Raw genomic sequence first — 24589 nt, forward strand, 5'->3', positions numbered from 1 at the left:
GTTATCGCATCTGGACGAAATCGCGGCAGCGCACGAAGAACGGATGGGTCTGATCCGCGAAGGCCTGCAACACGTCGAAATGGTCGCAGTCGTCGATACGGTAATACGGCATGAAACGCCGAGCCTTTCCGAATGCCGTTTCGTAAGCGCGAGCCTGCTGATGAAACGCCGGCGTCTCGATGCCGCCCACGGCGATCAATTGCGGCGCGTCGGTCGCGGGCGGATGCCGTAATGCACTCACGGCGCGCGCCTGTTCACGATCGAGTTGCAAGCCTTCGTTGATCGAGGTTTCGCACAGCGGTTCCAGGTCGAACAGTGCCGAGATCAGGATCGCGCCGCTGAGCATCTGCTTCGGCAGATCGTCGCCGAGCGCATCCCAATGCGTCGCTATCATTCGCGACGCGAGGTGGCCGCCCGCCGAATGGCCACTGACGAACCAGCGCTCGCGCGAGCAGCCGAGTTCGCCCGCATGACGCCACAGCCATGCAAGCGCCCGTTGCGACTGCGCGACGATTTCGTCGACTGACACGGCCGGACACAACGTATAGTTCACCAGCACGACCGATATGCCTTCGGCCACGAACGGCTCGGCCACGAAGCTATAGACCGACTTGTCGCCGCGCTGCCAGAAGCCGCCGTGAAAGAAAATCAGCAGCGGTGCGTCGGCGGACGCTGCAGGAAAGTAGTCCAGACGATCCCGCGGCCCCGGACCGTATACGACATTTAGTTGCGCGCGAGGCGAGCGGCGGAACGCGGCCGAACGCGACAGCCATGCTTGCAGCAGGTTCGCTTCGAAATCGGGGCGCAGCAGACGCATGTTGTACTGCGCCTCGAGTTCAGCGGAAAGCGGAGTCGTCGTGGACGGTTTCATAGCCTGATCACAGCAAAGCGAAGCCGAGCGCCTGACGGAAGCGATTTTTCACGAAGACGCCATCGCGCGACGGCAACGCACGTGGCAACTCGTCCGCTTTGACATGCACCTGCGCGAAGTTCAGACCCGCTCGCGCGTTGATCCGCCCGGCTAGCGCCTCGACGTCGTCGAGCGAGTGAATTTCCGCAGCCTGCTCGATGCCGCATGCGCGAGCCACCTGCGCGAGCCTGGTCCCAAGACTGCTATGGCTGCGCTGCATGCCTGTCTCACCGAAATGGCCGTTGTCCAGTACGACCACGGACAGATTGGGCGGCTGCTGTGCGCCGGCGGTCGCGAGGCTGCCGACGCCCATCAACTGCTCGCCGTCACCGGTAATCGCCAGCACGGGGCGATCGGGTTGCGCGAGTGCGAGGCCCAACGCGATCGAGGTCGAGCCGCCCATTGCGCCCCAGAGATAGAAGTAGCGCTCCGAGTCGCCGGAAGCAAAGACGTCGTAGGTCGGCGACCCGAGACCCGTGACCACCAGTGCGTTCGGGCATAGCGCGAGCAGCCGTGCGACAAACTCGCGGCGATCGATCGAGGCGGAAGATGAGGTGTTCATTTGCGTTCCCACTGTTTGCGTCCGATGAGGCGCTGCGACAGCAGCACGGCGACCTGCTGACCGCCTTCGAAGGCGGCGTCGAGTCCGGCGGCCACCATGTCTTCGACTTCGTCAGGTGTCGAAGCGCGCAATACGGTGATTCCCATCAGTTCGAGCGCCGCCTGGGTCGCCCGGCCCATCGGGCATTGCCATGGGTTGAACTCGGCATACTCGCCGCGCATCGTCACGAGCGTCAGAAACGGGAAGCGGCAACTTTGCAACAGCGAGAACATGTTCACGCAATTGCCGACGCCGCTGCTCTGCATCAGCAGCACCGCGCGCTGGCCGCCGAGCCACGCGCCACTCGTGAGCGCGACGCCTTCCTCTTCGGTGGTGAGCACGATGTCGCGCATCTGCGGGTCCTGCTGGACGCGGCGGATCACGTGCGCGTGGCCGGCATCCGGCACATAGGCGACCTGGCGCACGTCGCCGCGCTTCAGAATGGAGAAAATGCTCTCCTGCCAGTTCAGTACTGGCGACTCGGTTGTACTCATGTCTCCTCGTCAATCCGTGAATGTGTAGCGCTATGCTAGGGCGAGAGGCGGGTGCCACGCCAATAACAAAGGTTGCTGGTGATATCAGCTTTTGGCATGGACGGGCACAAGGCCTCGCGCCTTCAGCGCATCACGAACGGATTTGCGCTGCCCGCACCCGTGTTGATCCACACGCTCTTGGTTTGCAGGTACTCGTGGATCGCCTGGGCGCCGTTTTCACGCCCCAGCCCCGAGTCTTTATAGCCGCCGAAGGGCGACATGAAACTGACCGCACGATAGGCATTGACCCAGACCGTGCCGGCTTGCAACCGCTCCGACACACGAAATGCGCGGCCCATGTCCGAGGTCCAGACTCCCGAGCCAAGTCCGAAGCGTACGTCGTTGGCAATGCGCAGCGCGTCGTCTTCGTCGCGGAAGCGAATGATCGACAGCACCGGACCGAACACCTCTTCCTGGGCGATGCGCATGCTGTTATCGACGTCGCCAAAAATAGTCGGTTCGACGAACCAGCCGCGTCCGCATTCGGGCCGCGTGCCGGCCGCGCCGCCGAGCAGGAGCGTCGCGCCCTCGCTCTGCGCAGTGTCGATGTAACGCAACACCTTGTCGTATTGCGGGCGCGTGGTGATCGGGCCGACCTGCGTATCCATCGACATGGGATCGCCCATGCGCGCCGTGCGGGCGAGATTCAATAGTCGTTCGACGAATGTGTCGTAGATCGTGTCCTGCAGCAGCAGCCGTGACCCGGCGATGCAGGTTTGCCCGGTCGCGGCGAAGATGCCGGCGACCGCGCCGTTGACCGCGTCGTCGAGATTCGCGTCGGCGAACACGATGTTCGGCGACTTGCCGCCCAACTCCAGACTCACGTGCTTGAAGTGGCGTGCGGCGGCTTCATTGATCGCGCGGCCGGTGCTGTCCGCGCCGGTGAAGGTGATTTTGCGCACCAGCGGATGTTCGACGAGCGCCGCCCCCACGTCGCGTCCGAAACCGGTCACGACATTGACGACGCCGGGCGGAAAGCCGGCCTCGGCGAACAGTCTGACAAACTCCAGCGTGGACGCCGAGGTGAATTCCGACGGTTTGATCACGACCGTGCAGCCGGCTGCGAGCGCCGGCGCGATCTTCCATGCCGTGAGCAATAACGGCGAGTTCCACGGCGTAATCGCTGCGACCACGCCGAGCGGTTCATGGCGCGTGAAGTTGAAGAAGCCCTTTTTATCGAGCGGAATCACGCTGCCTTCGATCTTGTCCGCGAGGCCACCGAAGTAGTAGAACCACTGCGGGATGTAGTTTAGTTGCCCGGCCATTTCGGCGAGCAGCTTGCCGTTGTCGCGCACTTCGGTGGCGGCAAGCTTTTGCGCGTCGCGCGCGATCAGGTCGCCCAACCGGCGCAACAGCGCGCCGCGCTGCGTCGCCGTCAATTGCGGCCATGCGCCGCTCGTGAAGGCGCGGTGCGCGGCCTGCACGGCAAGATCGGCGTCGGCGGCGGAGCCTTCGGCGATTTCCGCCCATGCGTCGCCGGTGTAGGGGTTGTGCGATTCGAACCAGCGTTGGTTTTGCGGCGGTGTATCACGGCCGTCGATGTAATGCACGTAGCGTTGCATGTCGATTCCTGTTTCGAAAGAGGGCGCGCGGTGAACCTGCTCAGGCGGCTTCGTCGACGACCGGATTGCTCAGCGTGCCGATGCCTTCGATGACGATCTCGCAGATGTCGCCGCCATTGAGCGGGCCGACGCCGGAGGGCGTGCCCGTGAGAATCACGTCGCCGGGCAGCAGGGTGACCGCCTGACTCAGATAGGACACGATGAAGGGCACGGAGAAGAGCAGGTCCGAAGTGTTGCCGTCCTGCCGCTTCTTGCCGTTGACGCTCGACTGCACGCGCAGATTGCCGGCGTCGAGTCCCGTGGCGATGACGGGCCCAAGTGGGCAAAAAGTATCGAATGCCTTGCCGACCAGCAAACAGCCGTAGCCCATTTCGCGGTTCTGGATCACGCGCTCGCTGACATCGTTCGCGCAGGTGTAGCCGAAGACGTAGTCGAGCGCATGGGCGATATCGATGCGCCGGCCCTTCTTGCCGATTACGATGGCGAGCTCCGCCTCGTGATGAACCACTTGCGCCTCGCGTGGCCGCACGATTGCTTCATCCGGCCCGATCGCAGCCGTGCTCGGCATCATGAAGAACTGCGGAATCTCGGGCGTCTTTGCACCGGCCTCGGCGATGTGGCCGACGTAGTTCATGCCTACCGCGAACAATCGCGGGGCGGGCAGAGGGCACAGGAGCATCGCATCGGCGAGCGCATCAATCTGGCCGGCCGGCGCGATGCCGTCGAAGGGCGAACCGCTCAGGCGCTCCAGATGCTCGCCTTCGAGCACACCATAGTGAACGGCATCATGCAATTGATAGCGGGCGATTTTCATGAGGTGTCCTGGGGGTGCTCTACAGCTTGCCGAACTCGAGGAAGGCGTCATACGGATCGCGGCCGCCGCGGATGGCCGTACGCATGCGTGAATCCGTGCTCATCGTCTTGACCGTTTCGGTAATGACGAACTCCGCGTGTTGGCGCTCGATTAGCAGCGTGCCGTCGCGATCGCCGAGGAGGTAGTCGCCCGGCGACACCGTGACGCCGCCGATGACTACCGGCACGTCGGTGGCTTCCAGGCGCCAGCTGCCGACGATGTCGATCGGGCTGGTGTAGCGGGCGAAAACCGGAAAGCCGATGGCTTCGATTTCGTCCGCGTCGCGCGAACCGCCGTCGATGTAATAGCCGCGGATGCCGCGCTGCTTGAGCGCCTCGGCGGCGAGATCGCCCATCGCCGAGCGCGCATGGTCATGCGGCTGGCACACCACCACGTGGTCGCGCGGCGCGCCCGACAACACCCTGGAAATGAAGAGTTCGAGCGATTCGCTGACCGTGATGGTCGGGTCGGAGCGGCCGGTAACGGTAAATACGGGGCCGGCAAGCTTCATCCCGGGTGCAAGACCTTTGATGTCGCGTGGCAATTCGTGGACGGGCAGGCCGTGGATGCGCAGGACATCGAAAAGACCAGGAGTGTTGCAGGTGGCCAGTTGATCGGCGAGTGAGGTCATTGGAGTTCTCTTTGCCAAAGGGCGGATAACGCGGATGCGCGCGTACGGTGTCGTGTCTCCTCGCGGCGCATCCGCGGCTAAGGGATTCTAGGAGCCGCGTCGGCGGCCTGTCGAATCACAAAAGTTGATGCTTCGATCAGTCCGGGGTATGGCTGGGCCCGATCCATTGCGCGCCTTGCCACTCGCCGCTGCAAGCAATCTCTCGGACGCAGTTCTGTAGTACGGTGGTGGCGCACCTAACCGCTGTGGAGGAACGTCTCGTTGTCGGAACGGCCAGATAAATCCGCCTTAAAAAGGCTTCCGCGTCGATCCGCGCGGCGCTGAACACCCCACGCTCGATCTCCTGCTGAACCGCCACACGAGGCATCACCGTCGCGCCGTATCCCTGCGCGACGAGCGCTTTCTGCACACTCAAAGCATTGGTCCCGGCCGCAAAGGTAATCCCGACTCCGGCTGCCGCGCAGGCGTGTTCGACCAGACTGCGCAACCGATGCGGCGCACTCGGCAAAACCAGCGGCGCTTCCCCGAGTGCCGCAACGGTAACCGGATAGTCGTCGCTCAGACCAATCGAAGCCAACCCGACAAGGCTCAGCGATTCTTCGACCAGTGGCTTGACATCCAGCGCCGGCGAAGCTGCCGGGTCGTACAGCAGCGCCGCATCGATTTCGCCACTTTCGAGCCAGCCCAGCAAATGATCGGTATAGCCCACCGAAAGCGACACCCGTATCTGCGGAAACGCCCGCTGCAGGGCGCCCACTAACGGGCCGGTCAGCAACTCGCAGCTACTGGGCAGCAGACCTAAACTTACGGTGCCGGACACGAGTCCAGGGGTCGGCCGGATCTCCTGCTGCGCCGACTCCAATTCGCGCAAGGCTCGCCGCGCGCGATCGAGAAGGATCTGACCGGCTTCGGTCAATTGCATGCCGCGGCGATCCCGCTCGAATAGCGGCGCACCCACGTCGTCCTCGAGCAACTTCAATTGCCGCGACACTGCGGGTTGCACGATATGCAGCAATTCGGCGGCGCGTGTCGCACTGCCTGTGTCGGCGATCGCAAGGAAAGTGCGGATCTGGCGGATATCCATGACAAGTCCGGTAGTTCAAACACATGCTGCCTGCAATCGACCAACACGCATGTCAGTGCGTAATACGGCGATCAGTTTTTGTCATTCGACAACGAATTGCACGCAATTCTAAGATGACTCCCTGCCAAAACACCATCGCGTTCAGCCGAGCGTTTACGCGAACGCTGCGCATATCGGAGACAAGCCACATGACAGTGAAGCCTAACCTCATCGGCGGACAATGGCGCGAAGGATCGAGTTCGATCGAGAGCATCAATCCGTCGGATACGCGTGAAAGCATCGGCCATTACGCACTCGCGGATGCGGCGCAAATGCGCGAGGCGGTCAGCGCGGCACGCGCGGCGCAACCTGCGTGGAGCGCCACGACGACTCAGGTGCGCAGCGATCTTTTGCTGAAGACCTCGATCGAACTCGCTGCCCGCAAGGAGGAAATCGGTGAGCTGGTCTCGCGCGAAGCAGGCAAGACGCGCGCGGAAGGCATCGGCGAGGTATTGCGCGCCAGCCAGATCTTTCAGTTCTTTGCCGGCGAAGCGGTGCGTTATGGCGGCGAGAACCTGCCGTCGGTGCGTCCCAACATCAACGTGCAGATCAGTCGCGATCCGATCGGTGTGGTGGCGCTGATTACGCCGTGGAATTTCCCGATCGCGATTGCCGCGTGGAAACTCGCGCCGGCGCTCGCGTTCGGCAACACTGCCGTGCTCAAGCCTTCGGAAGAAACGCCCGGGGTCGCGTGGGAGCTGTTTCGCGTGCTGGAGCGCAATGGTCTGCCGGCCGGCGTCGCAAACCTGATCAACGGACGCGGCGCGGATGCCGGCGAGGCGCTGGTCGAAGGCGTCGACGCCCTGAGTTTCACGGGCAGCGTGCGCACCGGCCGGCGGCTCGCGCAGAGCGCGATCGCCAACATGGTGCGCGTTCAGCTGGAAATGGGCGGCAAGAATCCCCTCGTCGTTCTCGACGATGCGGACCTGGGCGTCGCGGTGGAATGCGCGCTCAACGGTTCGTTCTTTTCGGCGGGACAGCGTTGCACCGCATCGAGCCGCCTGATCGTCACCGAGGCGATCCACGACCGTTTCGTCGATGCGCTGCGCAAACGCATGCGTTCGCTGAAAATCGGCCACGCATTGGCGGCCGGCACGGACATCGGCCCGCTCATCAACCAGCGTCAACTGGATATGGTGCAAGGCTATATCCAGACCGGACGCGACGAAGGCGCGGAACTGGTCGAAGGCGGCGAGGCGTTTCAGTCCGGCACACCCGGCTTCTTCATGCAGCCCGCGCTGATGATCGCCACGTCGAACGGCATGCGCATCAATCGCGAGGAAGTCTTCGGTCCGTTCGCGACGGTCATCCGCGCGGCCGATTACGACGAAGCGCTGGCGCTCGCCAACGACACCGAGTACGGCCTCTCGGCGGGCATCTGCACGAGCTCGCACAAGTATGCGAATCACTTCCGCCAGCACGTCAAAAGTGGACTCGCGATGATCAACCTGCCGACTGCGGGCCTCGACTATCACGTGCCGTTTGGAGGCACCAGGGCATCGAGCTACGGCCAGCGTGAGCAGGGCACCTACGCGGTGGACTTCTACACGAACAGCAAAACGGCCTACGTCGGCTACTGAACCGGCCGGCCCTCCTTGATAACGATGGACGACAACAGGACCTGAGTGATGGAAAAGATCGGATTTATCGGCCTCGGCCGTATGGGCAAGCCGATGGCGGCCAATCTGCGCAAGCGAGGTTTCGAATTGGTCGTGATGGATTTGAACCGCGCGGCCGTGGCGGAACTGGTGGAGCTGGGTGCGCGCGCCGGCGAAAGCGTCGCGCAGATCGCGCGCGATTGCCCGATCGTCGTGACGATGCTGCCGAGTTCGGTGGAAGTGGAGCAGGTTGCACTGGCCGAAGACGGCATCTTCGCCCATGCCGCGCGCGGCAGCGTGCTGCTCGATATGAGTACGATCGATCCGCTCGCCACTGACCGGCTGGAAGCGCGGGCCCGCGAGCACGGTCTTTCGGTGGTGGACGCACCGGTTGGCCGTCTCGCCGAGCATGCGGACCGCGGGGAATCGCTCTTCATGGTCGGAGCGAGCGACGCGGATTTCGCCCGCGTCAAACCGCTCCTCGATGCGATGGGCACCACGGTCTATCACTGCGGCGCCGTCGGCACGGGTGGGCGTACCAAACTGGTCAACAACTACGTCGCCGTCACGCTGTGTCAGGTGAACGCGGAAGCGCTTGCGTTGTCGCAGCGCTTCGGCCTCGACATCACAAAGACCCTGCAGGTGCTCTACGGCACCTCGGCGAGCAATGGCCAGTTGCGGATGAACTTCCCGAACAAGGTACTCGCGGGCGACACCACGCCGGGCTTCACGATCGACCTCGCGCACAAGGACATGGCGCTGGTGCTCGGCGCCGCGCACGCAGCGAAGGTGCCGATGCCGGTGGCGGCGGCCGTGTTCGAGTCGTTCAGTCTCGCGCGTGCCAGCGAGTACGGCCGCATCGATTTTTCGGGCATTGCCGACGCGATCTGCGATCTGGCAAAGATCGACAGGGCGCGCGTGCCGAAGGGCTGGACCGCTTCCTGAATCTGAAGACATGGTTGGCAGACTCGTAACGAGGACCCGGGGCGCGGGCAGACATGAACATGCCCGCTTCGCACCCCTAGGGGATTATCCGGATCAAAACTCAAAATATGTACACAGATGATAAAAGTGTTTATATTAACAATTCAACCCCACGAAGGGTAAGTCAAGGAGACAAGCATGTTGACGCAGACCAGTCCCACACTGGCGGACGGCACCAAGGTCGCTGATCTGGTGAACGTCGAAACGCGGGAAGTGCAGATGCGCACCCTCTCGGACCCCGAACTGTATGAACTCGAGATGGAGCGGATTTTCGGCAAGACATGGCTGCTGCTCGGCCATGAAAGCGAAATTCCGAATTCCGGCGACTTCATGGTTCGCGACATGGGGTCGGACTCGGTGCTGGTCACGCGCGACAAGACTGGCGAGATTCACGTCATGCTGAACGTGTGTTCGCATCGCGGCATGCGTGTCTCCACGCTGGACGCCGGCAACACGCAAATCCACACCTGCATTTACCACGGCTGGGCGTTTCGTCCGAACGGCCAGTTCCTCGGCGCGCCGGTCGAGAAAGAATGCATGCACGGCAAGATTCGCAGCAAAGACGAGCTATCGCTGAAAAAGGCGCGCATGACGCTGTACGGCGGCCTGATCTTCGCGACCTGGAATCTGAACGGCCCGTCGTTCGAGGAATTCCTTGGCGATGCGAAGTGGTATTACGACATGCTGTTCAAGCGCAGCGACAAGGGCATCGAAGTGCTCGGGCCGCCGCAGCGCTTCATCGTGCGCGCCAACTGGAAGGCGGCGGGCGAACAGTCGTCGGGCGACGGTTATCACACGTTGACCTTGCACCGCTGGCTCGGCGAAGTGGGCGCATATTCGAAGAAAGATGAAAAGGGCGGTGATCTGAGCCCGGAAATGTATGGCGTTGAAATCAGTTCGCCGCATGGCCACGCGCTGCGCTGCATCGACCTCGGCCGCAAAATTCGCCGTCTCACCGGGCTGGACCCGGATCAGTTGACGGTCGAGCAGAAGCTCGACGTCCTGCCGCCCGCGGGAATGACGAAGGAAATGGTCAGCCAGCTCAAGCGCAATCTGAACGAAGGCCAATTGCAGGTGCAGACTTCGATGCCGCCTCAAGTGGGCGGCATGTTCCCGAACGTGCTGTTCGGTTTCCTCTATATTCCGCAGGCCGACGGCTCGGTGATCGGTTCGATCACGCTGCATGCCTATATTCCGCGCGGACCGGACAAGCTCGAGTTCGTCAACTGGATCTTCGCGGAGAAGGACTGCCCGCCCGAGGTGCGCGAGCAGATGCTCAAGCAGACCATCCAGCTGTTCGGCACGTCCGGCATGGTCGAGCAGGACGACTCCGATACATGGCCGCACATGACGCTCGCCGCCAAGGGCGCGCAGGGCAAGAAGCAGACGCTCAAGTATCAGGCGATCTACGAAACCGGTGCGCCGGCGGGCTGGCCGGGTCCGGGCATCGTCAACGAAGGCTTCACGAAGGACGATACGCAATGGCATTGGTGGCTGCACTGGCGCGAACTGATGACCGCGGAAAGCTGAGCGCCGCGTGCCAATCAACGCCATTCAAGGAGACAGTGTGATGAGCGAAGTAAAAGAAGCCGTAGACCGTAGCGCAGTGCCGCAGCGCGCCCGCGTGCCGGTCGGTTCGGCCGTATATAACGCGGTGGTCGAGTTTCTGTACGACGAGGCGGTGCTGCTCGACGAGATTCGTCTGGAAGAATGGGGCGCGACGCTCGCCACGGATCTCGTCTACGCGGCGCCGCTGCGGCAGACACGGCCGTACGCGCAGCACGAGTCGTCGGTCATTCGTACAATGCAGCACTTTCACGACAACTATCGCTCGATCATGGGCCGCATCATGCGTCTCACGGGCACCAAGAGCGCGTGGGCTGAAGACCCGCCGTCGCGCACGCGGCGGCTCGTGACCAACGTGCTGGTGTACGAGGGCGATGCGGCCGGCGAATATGTGGTGCGCAGCAATCTGCTGGTGACGCGCAGCCGTTTCAACTTCGATGATCTGGATCTGATCAGCGGCGAGCGCCATGATGTGCTGCGCCGCAGCGGCGAAACGTTCAAGCTGGCGCGCCGCGAGATCATTCTCGATCAGGCCGTGCTGGGTACACCGAATCTGGCGATCTTTCTATAGCCGCAGCGGTTTTTTTATGGTTTCTGGTGGCTTCGCGAGCCAAGGAAGTTGCCCCCGATTTCCGGGGGCTTTTTTATGCCCGCGTTTCCCTGTGGCTCATTCGTCGAAGGCTAGCCACGCCTCGTCGTCCGCGCACAGGTCGGCGGGGCGCGTGGCGAAGTCCAGAGTCGAGCCGACGACGCGAATCGCCTGTTCGGCTCGCACGGGTTGCTGGGCAAAGCAGTTACCGTTGGGACGCGCATGCACCTGAGCGTCGAGATTCATGCCGCGCCCTTTGGCGATGCCCGTCGCACGCCTGAGCACCAGTGCAGCTTCGGCCTCTTCGCCCGATAGCGTCGTCAGCGCCCAGCGCGCCATGCCGTGATACAGATCGATGCCCGCATACGGCGGCGGGCCCTGAATCACCGTACCCAGCACATGCCATTCGAGTAACGGGACACCGTCACGCGCAAGCGTCGAATGAGTGCGATCGTTTAGCCGCATCGGCACCTCGATGTCGTATTGACGTCGCAGCGTGCCGCGCGCCGCCGCGGCGATCGCCAGTCCGGAGAGTTCGAACAGATGGGTGCATTGCTCGCTGGCGTCCGTTACGCGCGTGACTTCGTGGGCGGTTGGCGTAAGCGCCATGCCGACCAGCGCCTGCAATTGCCCGGCGGCTTGCGCGCATAACGTATAGGGGCGGCGCGGCGCGGCGGCCTCGACGGAGATCACCTGTGCGTGCGTGCTGGCGACTTCGACGCGGAAGTGATGAAAGTCGTCTTCGAGCGCCGCGCGCGTCACGCGCTGTGACGTCCCGATGCGACTGCGGATCACGATGCGGCGCCTGAACATGAAGAAACCCTCGAAACAGCGTAAAAAAACAGCAATGACGGACGATTACGGCCTGCAAAATACTGACACTCTTATTCTTAAAGTGTACGATATCGCAAATTGTGTTCAATAAACAAGAGGCGTCGGCATGGCATTGCTTAAGGAGAAAGTGGGGCTCGTCACGGGCGCCGGCGGTGGCATTGGCCGCGGCGTCGCGCGGGCATTCGCACGGGAAGGCGCGGCCGTGGTGATTGCCGAGATCGACGAGAAAACAGGTTCGCAGGTCGAGCGCGAAATCACGGCGATGGGCGCCCGTGCACTGTTCGTGAAGACCGACGTGACGAGCAAAACCTCGATCGAAGCAGCCGTGCAGCGCACGGTCGCGCACTTCGGCAGCATCGACATTCTGGTCAACAATGCCTTCATTCCCACGCCCAACGTGCTGTTCGAAGACAAGACCGACGAGATGTTGCAGCAAACCCTGACCTCGTCACTGTGGGCCACCTGGTGGGCGATGCGAGCGGTGATGCCGCATATGCGCGAGCGCCGTTGGGGCCGCATCGTCAATTTCTATTCGATCGACACCGAGACCGGCGCGTGGCTGCATGCCGATTACAATACCGCCAAGTCGGGCATCGTCGGTTTGACGCGCAGTGCGGCTTCAGAGTGGGGGCGCTTCAATATCACCGTGAACGCGATCGCGCCGACCGCGATGGGCGCGACCTTCTTCAAGCTGGCCGAAGAGAATCCAGGTTTTGCCGAACGTTCGGCTGCGGCGCGTCCGCTGGGCCGTTGCGGCGATCCGGAAGAAGATATCGGGCCGGCTGCGGTGTTTCTCTCGTCGGAGATGTCGCGCTTCATCACCGGCGAGACGCTGCATGTGGACGGTGGTCTGCATTTGCCGGGCTACAACTCGCGGCCGGCCAACGTGCCTGTGCGGGAGTACTGAGGGAAACGCGGATAAACAGAAGGGGCCCGGCGGGCCCCCCTTTACTGCGCATCATTGACGAAATTGAATACAGTCAGCGTTTTGCCACCTTGATGTCGGTCGCCTCGATATCCCAGGTGGCGGCCGTCTTGCCCTCATCGCGCAGCTGATACTTCAGAATGCGGCCTTGCGGGTTTTTCGGCAGCGTCTCGCGAAACTCGATGTAGCGCGGCAGGGCGTAATATGGAACGGCGTCGGTAGCCCAGTGGAACAGGGCCTCGGCAGTGAGGGCCGAACCCGGATTCAGAATGGCGGTGACTTTGACGTCGTCCTCGCCTTTGTCCGATGGTACGGCGTGGACCGCGACCTCGGCGATATCGGGGTGGCGTGCAAAGGCCGATTCCATCTCGAAGCTGGAAATATTTTCGCCACGGCGGCGCAAATAGTCTTTTTTGCGGTCTACGAAATAGAAGAATCCATCGTCGTCGAACTTGCCTATATCTCCGGTATGGAACCACATGTTGCGCATCAGCTTCAGCGTCTCCTCGGGACGGCGCCAGTAGCCCATGAACATGATGTCCGGTCGCAGCGGACGGCAGACGATTTCGCCCGGCGTATTGGCTGGCAGCTCGCGGTCGAGATCGTCCACGATGCGTACGTCGAAGTCGGCGATGCGCTTGCCGGACGACCCGGGCGCCGCGTATTCGCCGGCCGGCAGCGAGGTGATCACGCATGCTTCCGTGAGGCCGTAGCCGTTGCCACCGACCTGTCGCGCGCCGAAGCGTTCGCGCCAGACCTTCTTGTTCTCTTCCGTGAACGGATTGCCGCGCACTGTATGAATCTGGCCGAAACAGCGCTTTGCCGCTTCGTGATCCGGCGCATTGGCGAGCAGGCCGCCCATGCCGCCGAGAATCGACGCAATGGTCGCGCCGCTGCGTTCGACTTCGGGCCAGAAATTGGACACCGAGAAACGCGGAATGATCGCCACACGCGCGCCGACCAGGATATTCGACAGGATGCCCACCGCCAGCGCGTTCATGTGAAACAGCGGCAGCGGCGTGATCGTCACGTCGTCGGCGCTCGCGGGGCCGGCGCGCAATTGCAGGCGCGCCAGATTACACATGAAGTTGTAGCTGATCATGCAGCCCTTGGACGGGCCGGTGGTGCCGGATGTATAGATCAGGCTGGCGAGGTCCCACGGGTTCGGCTTGCGTTCGAAGGGCGTGTCGTCCTGACCGCGGTGGGCGTCGAGCGGCGCAAGCGGCAAGGGGCCGCAAGTGGCAGCCGTGACGGCCGCCGCGCTCGCGTCGGCGCTGCGATACAGCACCTGCTTCACGTCGGACAGTTGTGCCGCCACGGCGGCGATTCGGTCGAGATAGTCGGCTTCGCAGATCACGAGCGGCGCGCCGGCGTCGGCGATCTGATGGCGCAGGAATTCGCCGCGCAACGCCGTGTTGATCGGTACGCTGACGGCGCAAAGTTTGTTGACCGCGAGCCAGGAGATCACGGCGTCGACGTTGTTGTCGAGCATCGTGACGACGGTTTGCCCGGCCTGAACCCCGAGCGATGCCAGCGAGTGGGCGAGGCGTGTGGAAAGACGGTCGACGTCCGCGTAGGTGTACAGCGCCCCCGAAAAGTCGAGCAGAACCCGGTCCGGATGCGCCGCAACGGCGCGCTCGAGTGCGGCGATAACGGTGTCCTGTTCGCCGGGCGACCACGTCTCTGCTCTTCCCATACCAGCCATATCAACCTCTCCGAAAATGAACTGGGTGTGAACCGGGCGACCTGCCCAGAAATTCTAACCCGAGAATTGAATTCTAGTGTTTGTATTCCGATCCTGATCTGCGGGGAAACCCGCACACTTTTATAAAAACTGATCAACTTATGGCTAAACAGACCACCTCATCGAAAACAGGCACGTCGAAGATCGCCGCCGGACAACCGGCGAAGAAACGCGCCGTCGCGGAGAAGAGCAGCAAGAGCGCGGCGCAGTCGGTGGCGCCCGCGCCAAAGGCACGCAAGAGCCGCGCGCCTGCCGTGCAAGCCGCGCCGGCTGCGTCTCCAGCGCCTGCCGGCGCACCCGCCGCGGCCCCGCGCCGCCGGCGCAGCAATCGCCGCTCCGAACAGACCATCGACAACATCTTTGCGGCGACGGAAAAGGTCGTGCTGGAGTCGGGGGCGGACCGCATTTCCATTCTTGAAGTGTGCGAAACGGCGGGCGTCTCGCGGGGCACGTTTTACCGTTATTTCGCGTCACAGGACGAACTGCTCGAAGCGTTTTCGCGCCACAAAAGGGAGAACTTCCACAAGTCGCTGGCCGAACTGCTGGTGCGCTATCAGGATCCGGACGAGCGCTTCGACGTCGTCATCAACTATCTGCAGGACTACCTCGACGCGGGCAATTCCCGGCGCATGCTGCTGGTCGCACCGGAGTTCGCGCTGCGGTTCTTCAAACGCATTTTTCATGACGCCGTGGTGCGCTTTCAGGACTTGCTGTCGCCGGTGTTCGACGCATGGGACGAGCGTCTGGGCGTCAAACTCGATCGCGAACTGATCTGCGACCTGCTGATCCGTTTCGTCATGAGTGAACACCTTGTGTCGAACGAGTCGGAACGGGGCGCGATGCAACGCCGTATCGGCCGCCTCATCGATTCGATCCGCTTCGGCGGCGTGACGCGGGCACGCCGCTGAGCGTATGACGTTCACGCGCGCCACGGCTTCCAGCGAGCGTCCTGACGCCGGCTTTCTGGGCGGGGCGGACGCGTCGCCATGCAGCAATGCCAGTGGCAGCAGAAGGGGACAGCCAGCCGGAGGCAGGCATCGAGGAATTCGTGAGGAGCCCACGTAAACGTTAATTTGAACACATTTGCATTAAGTGGCTAACATTGGCATGATGTCGAACAGTCTGATCTGCTTCGCGCATCTGGCTTTCGTGCGCCCGGGTGTCGGTGAACCGCAGACAGGTCTATCCCACATCTGCGCCGTCGAGCGCCAGGAGACATCATGCTCATCGACCTTCATGCCCACGCTCCGCATCCGGGCTACTACAACCAACACCCCCACTGGGGCCCGTTCTTCGAACAGCACGAGGACGGCGACGTCAAGCTGCGGGTGGGCGACTGGATCCTGACGCTGGGTTCCCCGGAGCGCAAGGCAGCGGTGCGCTCCGGCAAAGGACTGAAGCTCGACGAGTACTTCGCGCGCTGGGCCAATCCGAACGTACGTCTGGCCGGTATGGATGCCGCGGGCCAGAATGCCCAGGTGGTGTCGGTGCCGTCGCATTGCTACATGTACTGGGCGGAAGCGGACTTTTCGGTGCGCTATGCGAAGAAGGTCAACGACACGCTCGCTGAATACTGTTCCGCCGCGCCCGATCGTCTGATGTTCTGGGCGCACGCGCCGCTGAACGTGCCGGAAGAAGCTGCGAAGGAAATTCGCCGTGCGTGCGGTGAACTCGGTGCAAAAGGGCTCGTGGCGGGCGGCGCCAATTTCGGCGGCCTCGAATTCGATTCGCCGGAACTCGATCCGGTCTGGCAGGCGCTGTGCGATCTCGACTTGCCGATGTTCATCCACGGCTACAACCAGTCGGTGACGTGGGGCAAGAAGGCCAACGAGGACCGCTACGAGACCACGGCGATTGTCGGTATGCAGTACGACGAAACGCGCTGCTTCTGGAATCTGATTTGCGGCGGCGTGTTCGACCGCTTCCCGGATCTCAAGGTGTACATCACACACGGCGGCGGCTACGTGCCTTATCAGCTTGGCCGTCTCGCGCAGTGCAATACCAATCTCGACTTCGCGCACAACAAGAAGCCGGTGCTGGACTATCTGAAGAACTTCTATTTCGACGTCGAGCTGCATGAGGTGCCGATGCGCCAGGCGCTGATCGACATCATCGGCGCGGACCGGATTCTGTACGGCAGCAACTTCGGCGGCAGCGACGCGGTGCGTCACGATCTCACCGACGGTTTGCGTTTGTCGGAAGAAGACCTGCAAAAGATCCGCTGGCAGAACGCCTGCAAGCTGCTGCATCTCGACCCCGCGAAAATCGGTGCACCGGCGCCTAAGCAGGCGGTGAGCGTATGAAGCTCGCGCGCTGCACGGACGGCGGCGCGCCGTTCTGGGCCGTCGTGGATACGGAGCGAGGCGAAGCGACCCCGATCAGCGGCTCGTTCGCCGAATGGGCGCCGGCACTCACAGCAAGACCGGAGGACGGCGCCGCCGCACTCAAGCTAGCAGGTGCGCCGCGCAAGCTGGGCGAGTTGCGCCTGTTACCGCCGGTCGAACGGAGCAACCGCGTGGTCGTCGCCGGCGCTAACTATGCGAAGCACCTGAATGCCGACTTCGGTATGAAGAGCCACAGTCAGCCGGTGGCGTTCCTGAAGGCCTATGGCGCGCTGATCGGCGCGCGCGATCCGATTCGCTATCCGCCGCTGACCAAAGAACTCGACCACGAAGTCGAACTGGTTGCCGTGATCGGCGCGCGGCAGGTGAACCGTGCCGATCCGCTTGGCAGTGTGCTGGGTTACACGGTAGGCAACGACGTCAGCGCGCGCGATCTGCAACGCAGCGGGCCGCCGGGCGTCGGCATGGATCTGTTCGCCGCGAAGAGCCAGGATCGCTCGACGGGCCTCGGCCCCTGGATCGTCACGCGCGACGAATTCGCGCCCGGCAGTCCGGCCTTGCGCATGACCCTGAAAGTGAACGGCGAGACGCGCCAGGACGCATCGTCGGGAGAGATGACGTGGGACGTGGCGGCGCTGGTGCGTTTCGTTGACGAGCGCTCGCGCTTCGAGGCGGGGGATGTGCTGTTCACCGGCTCGCCGGAGGGCACAGGCCAGGGGACAGGCCGTTTCCTGAATCCCGGCGATGTGGTGGAAGCCTCGATCGAAGGCATCGGCACATTGCGCAACGTCGTATCGGCAAACGAATCAGCATGAAGGGAGACAGCGGTATGACTTTGAAAAACAACAAGGTGGTCGTGGTCGGCGCGGGTCTGATGGGCACCGGCATCGCGCATGCGTTCGCAAGTTCGGGGTTCAGCACGGCACTCGTCGACTCGGACGAAAACGCGCTGGAACGCGCGCACAAAGGCATCGGCAAGATTCTCGACGACGGCGTGCGGCTCGGTAAATTTCAGGTCACCGCGGCCGATGCCGCGAAGGCACGGCTCACTATCAAGACCGACCTCGCTGCCGCCGCGAACGGTGCGCATCTGCTGATCGAAACCGTCTCGGAGAAACTCGCGGTCAAGCAGGCGGTGGTCGCGCATGCAGCCGACGTGATGGCCGACGGCGCGCTATACGCGACCAACACCTCGGCGCTCAGCGTGACCGAAATCGCCACAGCGGTAGCGCATCCGGAACGCGTGATCGGCATGCATTTCTTCAACCCCGTGCATAAGATGAAGCTGGTCGAACTGGTGCGCGGCCTTGCCACCAGCGACGAAACCGTGGCGCTCACGCGTGAGTATTCGGATGCGATCGGCAAGACGTCGATCATCGTCAACGAATCGCCCGGTTTGACGACGAGCCGCATGTCGGCTCTCGCCGGCAACGAGGCGATGTGGATGTTGCAGGAGGGCGCGGCCAGCGCGGAGGATATCGACACCGCGCTGCGTCTCGGCTTCAATCATCCGATGGGGCCGCTCGAGCTTGGCGATCTCACGGGCTGGGACACGCGCCTGTCGGTGCTGAGGTATCTCCATCAGACACTCGGCGACAAGTTTCGCCCGTGTCCCCTGATCATCAAGATGGTGGCCGCGGGACGCCTTGGCCGCAAGACCGGCCATGGCGTGTATCGCTACGAAGACGGTCAGCGGGTGCCCGGCTCGGGTCTGAAGGGGAGTGCGCTATGAGCCGCGACGTCGTGATCGTGGGTGCGGCGCGCACGCCGATCGGCAAGTTTCGCGGCGCGCTCGCGGGCGTGCGTGCCGATCATCTGGGTGCGCATGTGATCGATGAACTGGTCAAACGTGTGGGGCTCGCGCCGGAAGTCGTCAACGACGTAATCTTCGGCTGCGTCACGCAGATTGGCGAGCAGTCCGCCAATATCGCGCGCACGTCGTTGCTCGGCGCGGGTTGGCCGGACCGCATCCCGGGCCTCACGATCGACCGAAAATGCGGCTCCGGCGAGGAAGCGGTGCACGTCGCCGCGGGTCTGATTGCATTCGGAGCGGCCGAGGTGGTGGTGGCCGGCGGCGCGGAAAACATGAGCCGCGTCCCGATGGGCAGCAATCGCGATCTGCATGGTGAGGCGTTCGGCTGGATGGCGAGCGAGCGGTACGAGCTGACGAGCCAGGGTGAAGCAGCCGAGCGTCTGTGCGACAAGTGGGAACTCGGGCGCGAACAGCTCGATGCGTTCGCGGTGGAGAGCCATCGGCGTGCGGCGGCCGCGGCAGCGGAAGGCTGGTTTGCGCGCGAGATCGTCCCCGTGCCGGTGCAGCGTCTGCGCGAGAAGTCGCAGGAAGGCGAGGCGCCGCTTTTCTCCGCGGATGAAACAATCCGTCCCGGCACGCATGCCGAGAAGCTCGCCACGCTGAAGACGAGTTTTCGCAGCCAGGGGCGCCTGACGGCCGGCAATTCGTCACAGATATCGGACGGCGCGGCGGCCCTGCTGCTGATGTCCGCCGGCCAGGCGAAGGCGCTCGGCGTGAAGGCGCGCGCACGGGTGCGGGCGGTCGCCACCGTCGGCGCCGATCCGACCTTGATGCTCACCGGTCCCATTGCGGCGACGCGTGAGGTGCTGGCGAAGGCTGGGCTTGGCATCGACGATATCGATCTGTTCGAGGTCAACGAGGCCTTTGCGTCCGTGCCGCTCGTGTGGATGAAAGAACTCGGCGTGCCGCATTCGAAGCTGAACGTGAACGGCGGGGCGATCGCGCTGGGCCATCCGCTGGGCGCGAGCGGGGCACGCATCATGACCTCGATGCTGCATGAGCTGGAACGGCGTGGCGCGCGCTATGGCTTGCAGGCGATCTGCTGCGCGGGCGGCCTCGGCACGGCGACGATTATCGAGCGGCTGGACTGAAGCGTGCGCCGGTATATCGAGGAAAGTTCTGGAAAGCATACGGCGCGCTAAAACAGCGCGCCGTTTTTCGTGCGACTGAAATAAGCTGCTGAAATCGGTCAGCCTCGCCGTTACTTCGCGAGTTCCGCATCGATCGCCGCCACGAGACGCGGATCGTCCGCCGCGACATCGGGGGCAAAGCGCGCCACCACGTCACCCTTGCGGTTCAGCAGAAACTTTTCGAAATTCCACAGCACTTCGACCGGATCGCCCGATTCGATGCCATAGCCTTTCAGCCGCTCACGAAATGGACCGTCGCCGATCGCCGACGGTTGCGCGCCTGTCAGTGCCGCATACAGCGGGTGCTTGTCTTCGCCCGTCACCGAAATCTTCGAGAACAGCGGGAAGTGCACGTCGTAACTCGTCGAGCAGAACGATTTGATTTCTTCGTCGGTGCCCGGCTCCTGGCCCTTGAAGTTGTTGGCAGGAAAACCCAGCACTTCAAGACCGGCTGCGCGCTTGTCCTGATAGAGGCTTTCCAGCCCCGTGTACTGCGGCGTTAGCCCGCATTTCGACGCTACATTGACGACCAGCAGCACCTTGCCGCGATACTGCGCGAGGTTGCCGGGTGCGCCGTCGATAGTGGTAACGGGAATGTCGTAAATCGATGTGCTCATTGCGAGTCCTCTGGTTGCAGACAGATGAAAAAGCGCTGATCTGCACTGTACGTGATTCTGTGCGATCGCGCGCGGCGTGCGGCGTGCGCCTGGCCGGGCACGAGCGCCGAACTACTGCTTGACGAAGTAGCGCACGAATACATGACCGGCCGCGAAGCGAAACAGCTCGACCGTTTCGATCACGCGCTCGGTGCCGATCACCACGTTACGCACGTAGCAGGCAGCTTCGTTGCTGTTGATGATCTTCGCGACCGGTTCGGCGCGGATGTTCGCCCGCTGGTTCTCCCACATGTACTCGAGCACAGGCCAACCGTCCTGCGGCGGCCGGCCGATGTATTCGATCGTGAGTCCGGCGGGCGCGACGCGTCGGTAAGCGGCAAAGAAGGCGGCCTTGTCGCCGGTATTCCAGTGTTCGGTCTGGTCGCGCAGGAAGGCTGCGATTGTTTCGGCGGTTTCGGTAGTGGACATGATCGTTTCGCTTGAAAGGAACGCACCTTCGTGCTTCGAAGACGCTTCGTGGGAACACGTCAAAGATCCGCGCCACGCACATTGCGCGCCGTGCCGTTGCGCCGATCGGACTCACCCCAGCCGAGCCAGCGATCCGGCTCGCGGCTATCGCCGACGCGGCGCCAGCGGCCTTCCTGCTGTGCCGTAATCGGAAAGCCACCGACAAAGTCGATCATCTCGCCTTTCGGGCAGGGCAGATATTCCCACTCCTCATGCCCGTCTAGCACGATACGTGCACTCTCGACGAAGTAACTACCGTCCTTATGCGTGACGTTGCCTTCGATATCGGTGGTCGTGCGGATTTCGCCTTTGTGGTTCTGGAAGATCGCATAGCCGAGATTGTCGTGGCCGACCATGAAGGAGCCCGCGTCCCATGTGCCGTCCTTGTAGACGGTCGCGAACGACCACCAGATCACATGCATCTTGTTGTTGACGACCAGGTCCTTCCTGAAGTGGATCGCGCCGCCTTCGGCCATATACGCCTGGTCGAAACACATCAAGCCTTTGACCTTGCGACCGTCGCAGGTGCCGGCGATGTCGTAGATCTGCGAGACATAGAACGTGCCCCATTCCGAGCCCGGCAGATACCACTGCATGCCCTGACCTAGCAGTGGGCCGCTCAGATCGAACAAGCCGTCTTCCTGCCAGCTCAGGCGTTCGCCGGAAGCCGTCAGCCGCCAGGCTGCACCGGGTTCGCCTTCGAGGCTCGACCAGCAGGCCGTATCGCCTTCGAGCCAGCGTTGCGGGAATAGCGTCATCGCGCGCGGCTCGATGCGCGACTTATCGATGCGTAGATGCTGGCCATCCACCCGTGTCGACTGGTAGACGAATCTGGTCGGATTCGGCGTGCTGCCGGGTTCGTTGACGGCGCGCACGAAGGCATAGATTTCGCCGTCTTCGTCGCGCACGCAACCGAACGGCATGCCCTTGGTCAGTTGCAGCCCGTAAAAGCCGCGCAAATCATGCATGGCGCGGCCGCTTACTTTGTGCGGCGCGACCAGCGTCTGGAAAGTGAAATTGCCGCGTTCGGGAATAGTGTCGAAGTGCTTCATGGGTTTCGAAAGAATTCGTGCTGTGAGGATGCGCGGAATGCAGGCGCGCCGCTGGAAAACGCGGGGGCAGTCCCAGAGTCTGTCCCGTCGTCAGTCCCGTCGTCAGTCCCAGACGACCGGCACGGACTTCGCGCCCCGCAACTGGGCGCCGGCAATTTTCGGCGCCGGTTTGCCGGGATCCAGCCGCACGTTCGGAAACAGATCGAGGATCGCATTCACCGCGCACTGCAATTCCACCTTGGCAACGAACTGTCCGATGCACATATGCGTGCCGAAACCGAAGCCGAAGGAGGGCTTGGGTTTGCGGTCGATGTCGAAGGTATCCGGGTTATCGAACGCATCTTCGTCGCGGTTCGCGGAGATCACCATGCACTGCACCAGGCCGCCCTTGGGCACCTTCACGCCGCCGATCTCGACGTCGCGCGCCGCCTGCCGCACCTTGAAGGTGGCGACCGGTTCGAAACGCACAGCTTCGTCGATCAGACGGGGGATCAGCGTGCGATCGTTGCGCACGCGCTCGACCAGTTCCGGACGCTCGAGCAGCAGCGCCATGACCGAACTGAAGGTGCGCGTGGTGGTTTCACCCGCCGCGGGCAGCAGCGAGCGCACGAAGGTGGTCACTTCGTGGTCGTCGAGCATGTGGCCTTCGTACTCCGCACGCATGAGGCGGCTGATCAGATCGTCGCCGTGGGCGCCCTCGGCGCGGCGCTGCACCACGACTTCTTTCACCGCATCGTAGAGATGTTTGACGGCCGCTGCGGCGAGCGGGCCGTAAATCCTGATTTTGTCCGGGTCGATCTGGTTGCCGGCCACCATCGAAAGCGCCCACGTTGCGTACTGATTGAAGCGCGCGGTGTCGTCCGTCGGGAAGCCCATCAGCGCGTACATCTCGCGAATCGGGAAGTACAGGCCGAAGTCCATCAGTTCGGCCTGCTTGTTCGGCACGAGCGGCTCGAGAAAGTCCTGACGGATCACACGGTCGAGTTCGGGCCGCCAGCGGTTCACCGTCTCCGGCATGAAGACAGGCTGCAGCAGGCCACGCGCGCGGCGATGAGCGTCGCCGTCCATCGCAAGCACGATCAGGCCGTCGAAAAACGCGCCGAGACCTTCGGCGATGAAGCCGCTGGTGAAGGTCGTGGCATCCCGCATCACAGCCATCACGTCCTGATACTTGAAGAGCGTCACCGCGCATTGCGCCGCTTTGGCGCCCGCATTGGTCGGGACGCCGAGCCTCGTGGCCACGAAATCGCCCTGCATCACAGGTTGCGTATGGCGCATTTCGCGGCACAACGCCTGCAAATCGAGGTCGGGGCCTCGAAAGGTATCGGAGACAGCGTGGTAGGCCGCCTCCAGATCAAGCGTGAGGCCTTCCTGCGTGGGTGCGTTCATGTGTCTCCTCATGGGTCTTCTTGCGGCCCGGATGCTTCGTGTGGCGATGCGGCAAAGGGGCTCGTGATGTGAGCGTAGGGGGTGTCTGTCCTGCTGTGCAGCTTAGCGAGCCATGGCCGCGCTGTCCGCCAGGTTCGTTTGACGCGCCGTCAAACTCGCCGTGAGACGAGTAATGCGGCGATACGGGTTCATCGCTATAGGCGCAGTCCGCCCGAATCGCTTATATAGACATGTTGAGTAAAAGTGTTCATTTTCAAATCGCGATGTCGTACGCCCAAGCGTTGGACCCGAACGTCTCAGATCTCTACACCGTGGCTCACGGCGGCGAGCTGGTGCGTCGCGAGCGCATGGCGCCGCCGCATCTGTCGGTGGACGCGCACCTGACTACGCCATCGATCGAGGTCAATGTGCGCACGTTCACGCTCGACGGCCCGCTCGATGCGGTATTCCGTCCGTCGATGGGATATCTGGATCTGTCACTCGATTCGCGCGAACGCGGCGCGTGCGGCGCATTCCGCGGCGGCGCGGGGGAAACAGCATTTGGCCGGCTGGGCGAGACTGTGCTGGTGCCACCCGGGCAGACTTTCCATGTGCGGTGTGCTTCGATGCAACGGCGCGTGGTCTGCTGCATGTTCGAGCCCGCGCGCTTCGACCAGTTGCGCGACTGGCAATGGGACGCAGCCCGGCTGGAACTGTGCCGCGATTTGCGGGTGGCGCAGGTACGCGACGCGATGTTGCAGCTGGCCGGTGAAGCACTCAGTCCTGGTTTTGCCAGCGCGGTACTCGCCGAAAATCTGTTGATGTCGATGCTCGTGCATATCGCGCGGCACGTTCGCGGCGCCGCGCCGCGTGCGAACCAGGGCGAGGGCAGCAAGCTCGCGCCGTGGCAGTTGCGCCTGATCCGTGAGCGTGTCGAGGGCGCGTACGGACCGTCGCCCGGTGTGATCGAACTGGCGCAGGCATGCCGGATCAGCGCCCGGCACCTGTCGCGCACTTTCAGGAACAGCACCGGCGTAACCTTGAGCGCGTTTATCGCCGACGCACGCATCCGCCAGGCCAAAGGACGGCTGGCCGACGCCGACGTGCTGATCAAAACGGTTGCATACGAATGCGGCTTCACCAGTTCCGCCGCGTTCGGCGCGGCGTTTCGCAAGGTCACCGGCCGTACGCCGCGCGCTTACCGGCTCGATCTGTTGGGCTTGCGAACGGCGCCTGGACACGACATGTCCGTTGGGCGATAGTTTGACCGGCCAGCGCGACAACTAGAGATTCTGTTCGGCGGCTCG

General features: G+C 63.0%; 24 protein-coding genes. 11 read left to right on the top strand and 13 right to left on the bottom strand.

Annotation, left to right across the window (positions count from 1 at the left end; translation table 11 throughout):
* Position 1: 1 nt before the first annotated feature.
* The 7 genes from HWX91_RS19570 to HWX91_RS19600 all read right to left on the bottom strand — a co-directional run bounded on the left by HWX91_RS19570 (position 2) and on the right by HWX91_RS19600 (position 6174).
* Positions 2-871 carry an alpha/beta hydrolase gene (locus tag HWX91_RS19570; RefSeq protein WP_028198089.1) on the bottom strand — a complete coding sequence of 290 codons (870 nt, stop codon included), beginning with the start codon at positions 869-871 and terminating at the stop codon, positions 2-4.
* A gap of 7 nt (positions 872-878) precedes the next feature.
* Positions 879-1472 (bottom strand): thiamine pyrophosphate-dependent enzyme, encoded by a 594-nt coding sequence (locus HWX91_RS19575; protein ID WP_028198090.1) that lies wholly within the window; start codon positions 1470-1472, stop codon positions 879-881.
* Positions 1469-2005, bottom strand: a complete 537-nt coding sequence (locus HWX91_RS19580) for a thiamine pyrophosphate-binding protein (protein ID WP_028198091.1) — start codon at positions 2003-2005, stop codon at positions 1469-1471. The genes HWX91_RS19575 and HWX91_RS19580 overlap by 4 nt, the downstream gene beginning before the upstream one ends.
* 122 nt (positions 2006-2127) lie before the next feature.
* The gene (locus HWX91_RS19585; RefSeq protein WP_028198092.1) at positions 2128-3606 is read right to left on the bottom strand and encodes an aldehyde dehydrogenase; all 1479 of its coding nucleotides are present in this window, start codon (positions 3604-3606) and stop codon (positions 2128-2130) included.
* 40 nt (positions 3607-3646) lie between these two features.
* Positions 3647-4420 (bottom strand): fumarylacetoacetate hydrolase family protein, encoded by a 774-nt coding sequence (locus tag HWX91_RS19590; protein ID WP_028198093.1) that lies wholly within the window; start codon positions 4418-4420, stop codon positions 3647-3649.
* Between the two features lie 19 nt (positions 4421-4439).
* Positions 4440-5090: an RraA family protein gene (locus HWX91_RS19595; protein ID WP_028198094.1), complete on the bottom strand. Its 651-nt coding sequence runs from the start codon at positions 5088-5090 to the stop codon at positions 4440-4442.
* Positions 5091-5226: 136 nt separating this feature from the next.
* Positions 5227-6174 (bottom strand): LysR family transcriptional regulator, encoded by a 948-nt coding sequence (locus HWX91_RS19600; protein ID WP_028198095.1) that lies wholly within the window; start codon positions 6172-6174, stop codon positions 5227-5229.
* A gap of 188 nt (positions 6175-6362) precedes the next feature.
* Here HWX91_RS19600 and HWX91_RS19605 point away from each other — a divergent pair, with 188 nt between their 5' ends.
* The 4 genes from HWX91_RS19605 (at position 6363) to HWX91_RS19620 (ending at position 10932) form a co-directional block, all read left to right on the top strand.
* Complete coding sequence (locus tag HWX91_RS19605; protein ID WP_028198096.1) at positions 6363-7793, top strand: aldehyde dehydrogenase family protein; 1431 nt, start codon at positions 6363-6365, stop codon at positions 7791-7793.
* A 48-nt stretch (positions 7794-7841) separates the two neighbouring features.
* Positions 7842-8756 carry an NAD(P)-dependent oxidoreductase gene (locus HWX91_RS19610; protein ID WP_042275777.1) on the top strand — a complete coding sequence of 305 codons (915 nt, stop codon included), beginning with the start codon at positions 7842-7844 and terminating at the stop codon, positions 8754-8756.
* Between the two features lie 177 nt (positions 8757-8933).
* A complete protein-coding gene (locus tag HWX91_RS19615; RefSeq protein WP_028198098.1) occupies positions 8934-10325 on the top strand; it encodes an aromatic ring-hydroxylating dioxygenase subunit alpha in 1392 nt (463 codons plus the stop codon).
* 40 nt (positions 10326-10365) lie between these two features.
* Complete coding sequence (locus tag HWX91_RS19620) at positions 10366-10932, top strand: 3-phenylpropionate/cinnamic acid dioxygenase subunit beta (protein WP_028198099.1); 567 nt, start codon at positions 10366-10368, stop codon at positions 10930-10932.
* Positions 10933-11028: 96 nt separating this feature from the next.
* Here HWX91_RS19620 and HWX91_RS19625 read toward each other — a convergent pair whose 3' ends face one another.
* Positions 11029-11745, bottom strand: a complete 717-nt coding sequence (locus HWX91_RS19625; protein ID WP_244144103.1) for a DUF2889 domain-containing protein — start codon at positions 11743-11745, stop codon at positions 11029-11031.
* Between the two features lie 145 nt (positions 11746-11890).
* Here HWX91_RS19625 and HWX91_RS19630 point away from each other — a divergent pair, with 145 nt between their 5' ends.
* On the top strand, positions 11891-12691 hold the full coding sequence (locus HWX91_RS19630) for an SDR family NAD(P)-dependent oxidoreductase (protein ID WP_028198101.1): 801 nt from the start codon (positions 11891-11893) through the stop codon (positions 12689-12691).
* 73 nt (positions 12692-12764) lie between these two features.
* Here the strand turns inward: HWX91_RS19630 and HWX91_RS19635 are convergent, their stop codons facing one another.
* Positions 12765-14414 (bottom strand): ATP-dependent acyl-CoA ligase, encoded by a 1650-nt coding sequence (locus tag HWX91_RS19635; protein WP_028198102.1) that lies wholly within the window; start codon positions 14412-14414, stop codon positions 12765-12767.
* A 140-nt stretch (positions 14415-14554) separates the two neighbouring features.
* Here HWX91_RS19635 and HWX91_RS19640 point away from each other — a divergent pair, with 140 nt between their 5' ends.
* The 5 genes from HWX91_RS19640 to HWX91_RS19660 all read left to right on the top strand — a co-directional run bounded on the left by HWX91_RS19640 (position 14555) and on the right by HWX91_RS19660 (position 19699).
* Positions 14555-15361 carry a TetR/AcrR family transcriptional regulator gene (locus HWX91_RS19640; RefSeq protein WP_028198103.1) on the top strand — a complete coding sequence of 269 codons (807 nt, stop codon included), beginning with the start codon at positions 14555-14557 and terminating at the stop codon, positions 15359-15361.
* A 312-nt stretch (positions 15362-15673) separates the two neighbouring features.
* On the top strand, positions 15674-16756 hold the full coding sequence (locus tag HWX91_RS19645) for an amidohydrolase family protein (protein WP_028198104.1): 1083 nt from the start codon (positions 15674-15676) through the stop codon (positions 16754-16756).
* Positions 16753-17610, top strand: coding sequence for a fumarylacetoacetate hydrolase family protein (locus tag HWX91_RS19650; protein ID WP_028198105.1), 858 nt, complete (start codon positions 16753-16755; stop codon positions 17608-17610). Before HWX91_RS19645 ends, HWX91_RS19650 begins: the two co-directional genes overlap by 4 nt.
* Positions 17611-17624: 14 nt before the next feature.
* A complete protein-coding gene (locus HWX91_RS19655) occupies positions 17625-18527 on the top strand; it encodes a 3-hydroxyacyl-CoA dehydrogenase (RefSeq protein ID WP_028198106.1) in 903 nt (300 codons plus the stop codon).
* Positions 18524-19699, top strand: a complete 1176-nt coding sequence (locus HWX91_RS19660) for a thiolase family protein (RefSeq protein WP_028198107.1) — start codon at positions 18524-18526, stop codon at positions 19697-19699. The genes HWX91_RS19655 and HWX91_RS19660 overlap by 4 nt, the downstream gene beginning before the upstream one ends.
* Positions 19700-19809: 110 nt before the next feature.
* On the opposite strand, the gene HWX91_RS19665 is transcribed toward HWX91_RS19660, so the two are convergent.
* The 4 genes from HWX91_RS19665 to HWX91_RS19680 form a co-directional block, all read right to left on the bottom strand.
* Positions 19810-20355, bottom strand: coding sequence for a glutathione peroxidase (locus HWX91_RS19665; protein ID WP_028198108.1), 546 nt, complete (start codon positions 20353-20355; stop codon positions 19810-19812).
* A gap of 111 nt (positions 20356-20466) precedes the next feature.
* A complete protein-coding gene (locus HWX91_RS19670; RefSeq protein WP_028198109.1) occupies positions 20467-20823 on the bottom strand; it encodes a hypothetical protein in 357 nt (118 codons plus the stop codon).
* 59 nt (positions 20824-20882) lie between these two features.
* On the bottom strand, positions 20883-21914 hold the full coding sequence (locus HWX91_RS19675) for a hypothetical protein (protein WP_028198110.1): 1032 nt from the start codon (positions 21912-21914) through the stop codon (positions 20883-20885).
* Between the two features lie 102 nt (positions 21915-22016).
* A complete protein-coding gene (locus HWX91_RS19680; protein ID WP_028198111.1) occupies positions 22017-23303 on the bottom strand; it encodes a cytochrome P450 in 1287 nt (428 codons plus the stop codon).
* Positions 23304-23566: 263 nt separating this feature from the next.
* Here HWX91_RS19680 and HWX91_RS19685 point away from each other — a divergent pair, with 263 nt between their 5' ends.
* Complete coding sequence (locus HWX91_RS19685) at positions 23567-24544, top strand: helix-turn-helix transcriptional regulator (RefSeq protein WP_052719712.1); 978 nt, start codon at positions 23567-23569, stop codon at positions 24542-24544.
* Positions 24545-24589: the final 45 nt, after the last annotated feature.

Source organism: Paraburkholderia fungorum (assembly GCF_902833645.1).
Classification (GTDB): Bacteria; Pseudomonadota; Gammaproteobacteria; order Burkholderiales; family Burkholderiaceae; genus Paraburkholderia; species Paraburkholderia fungorum.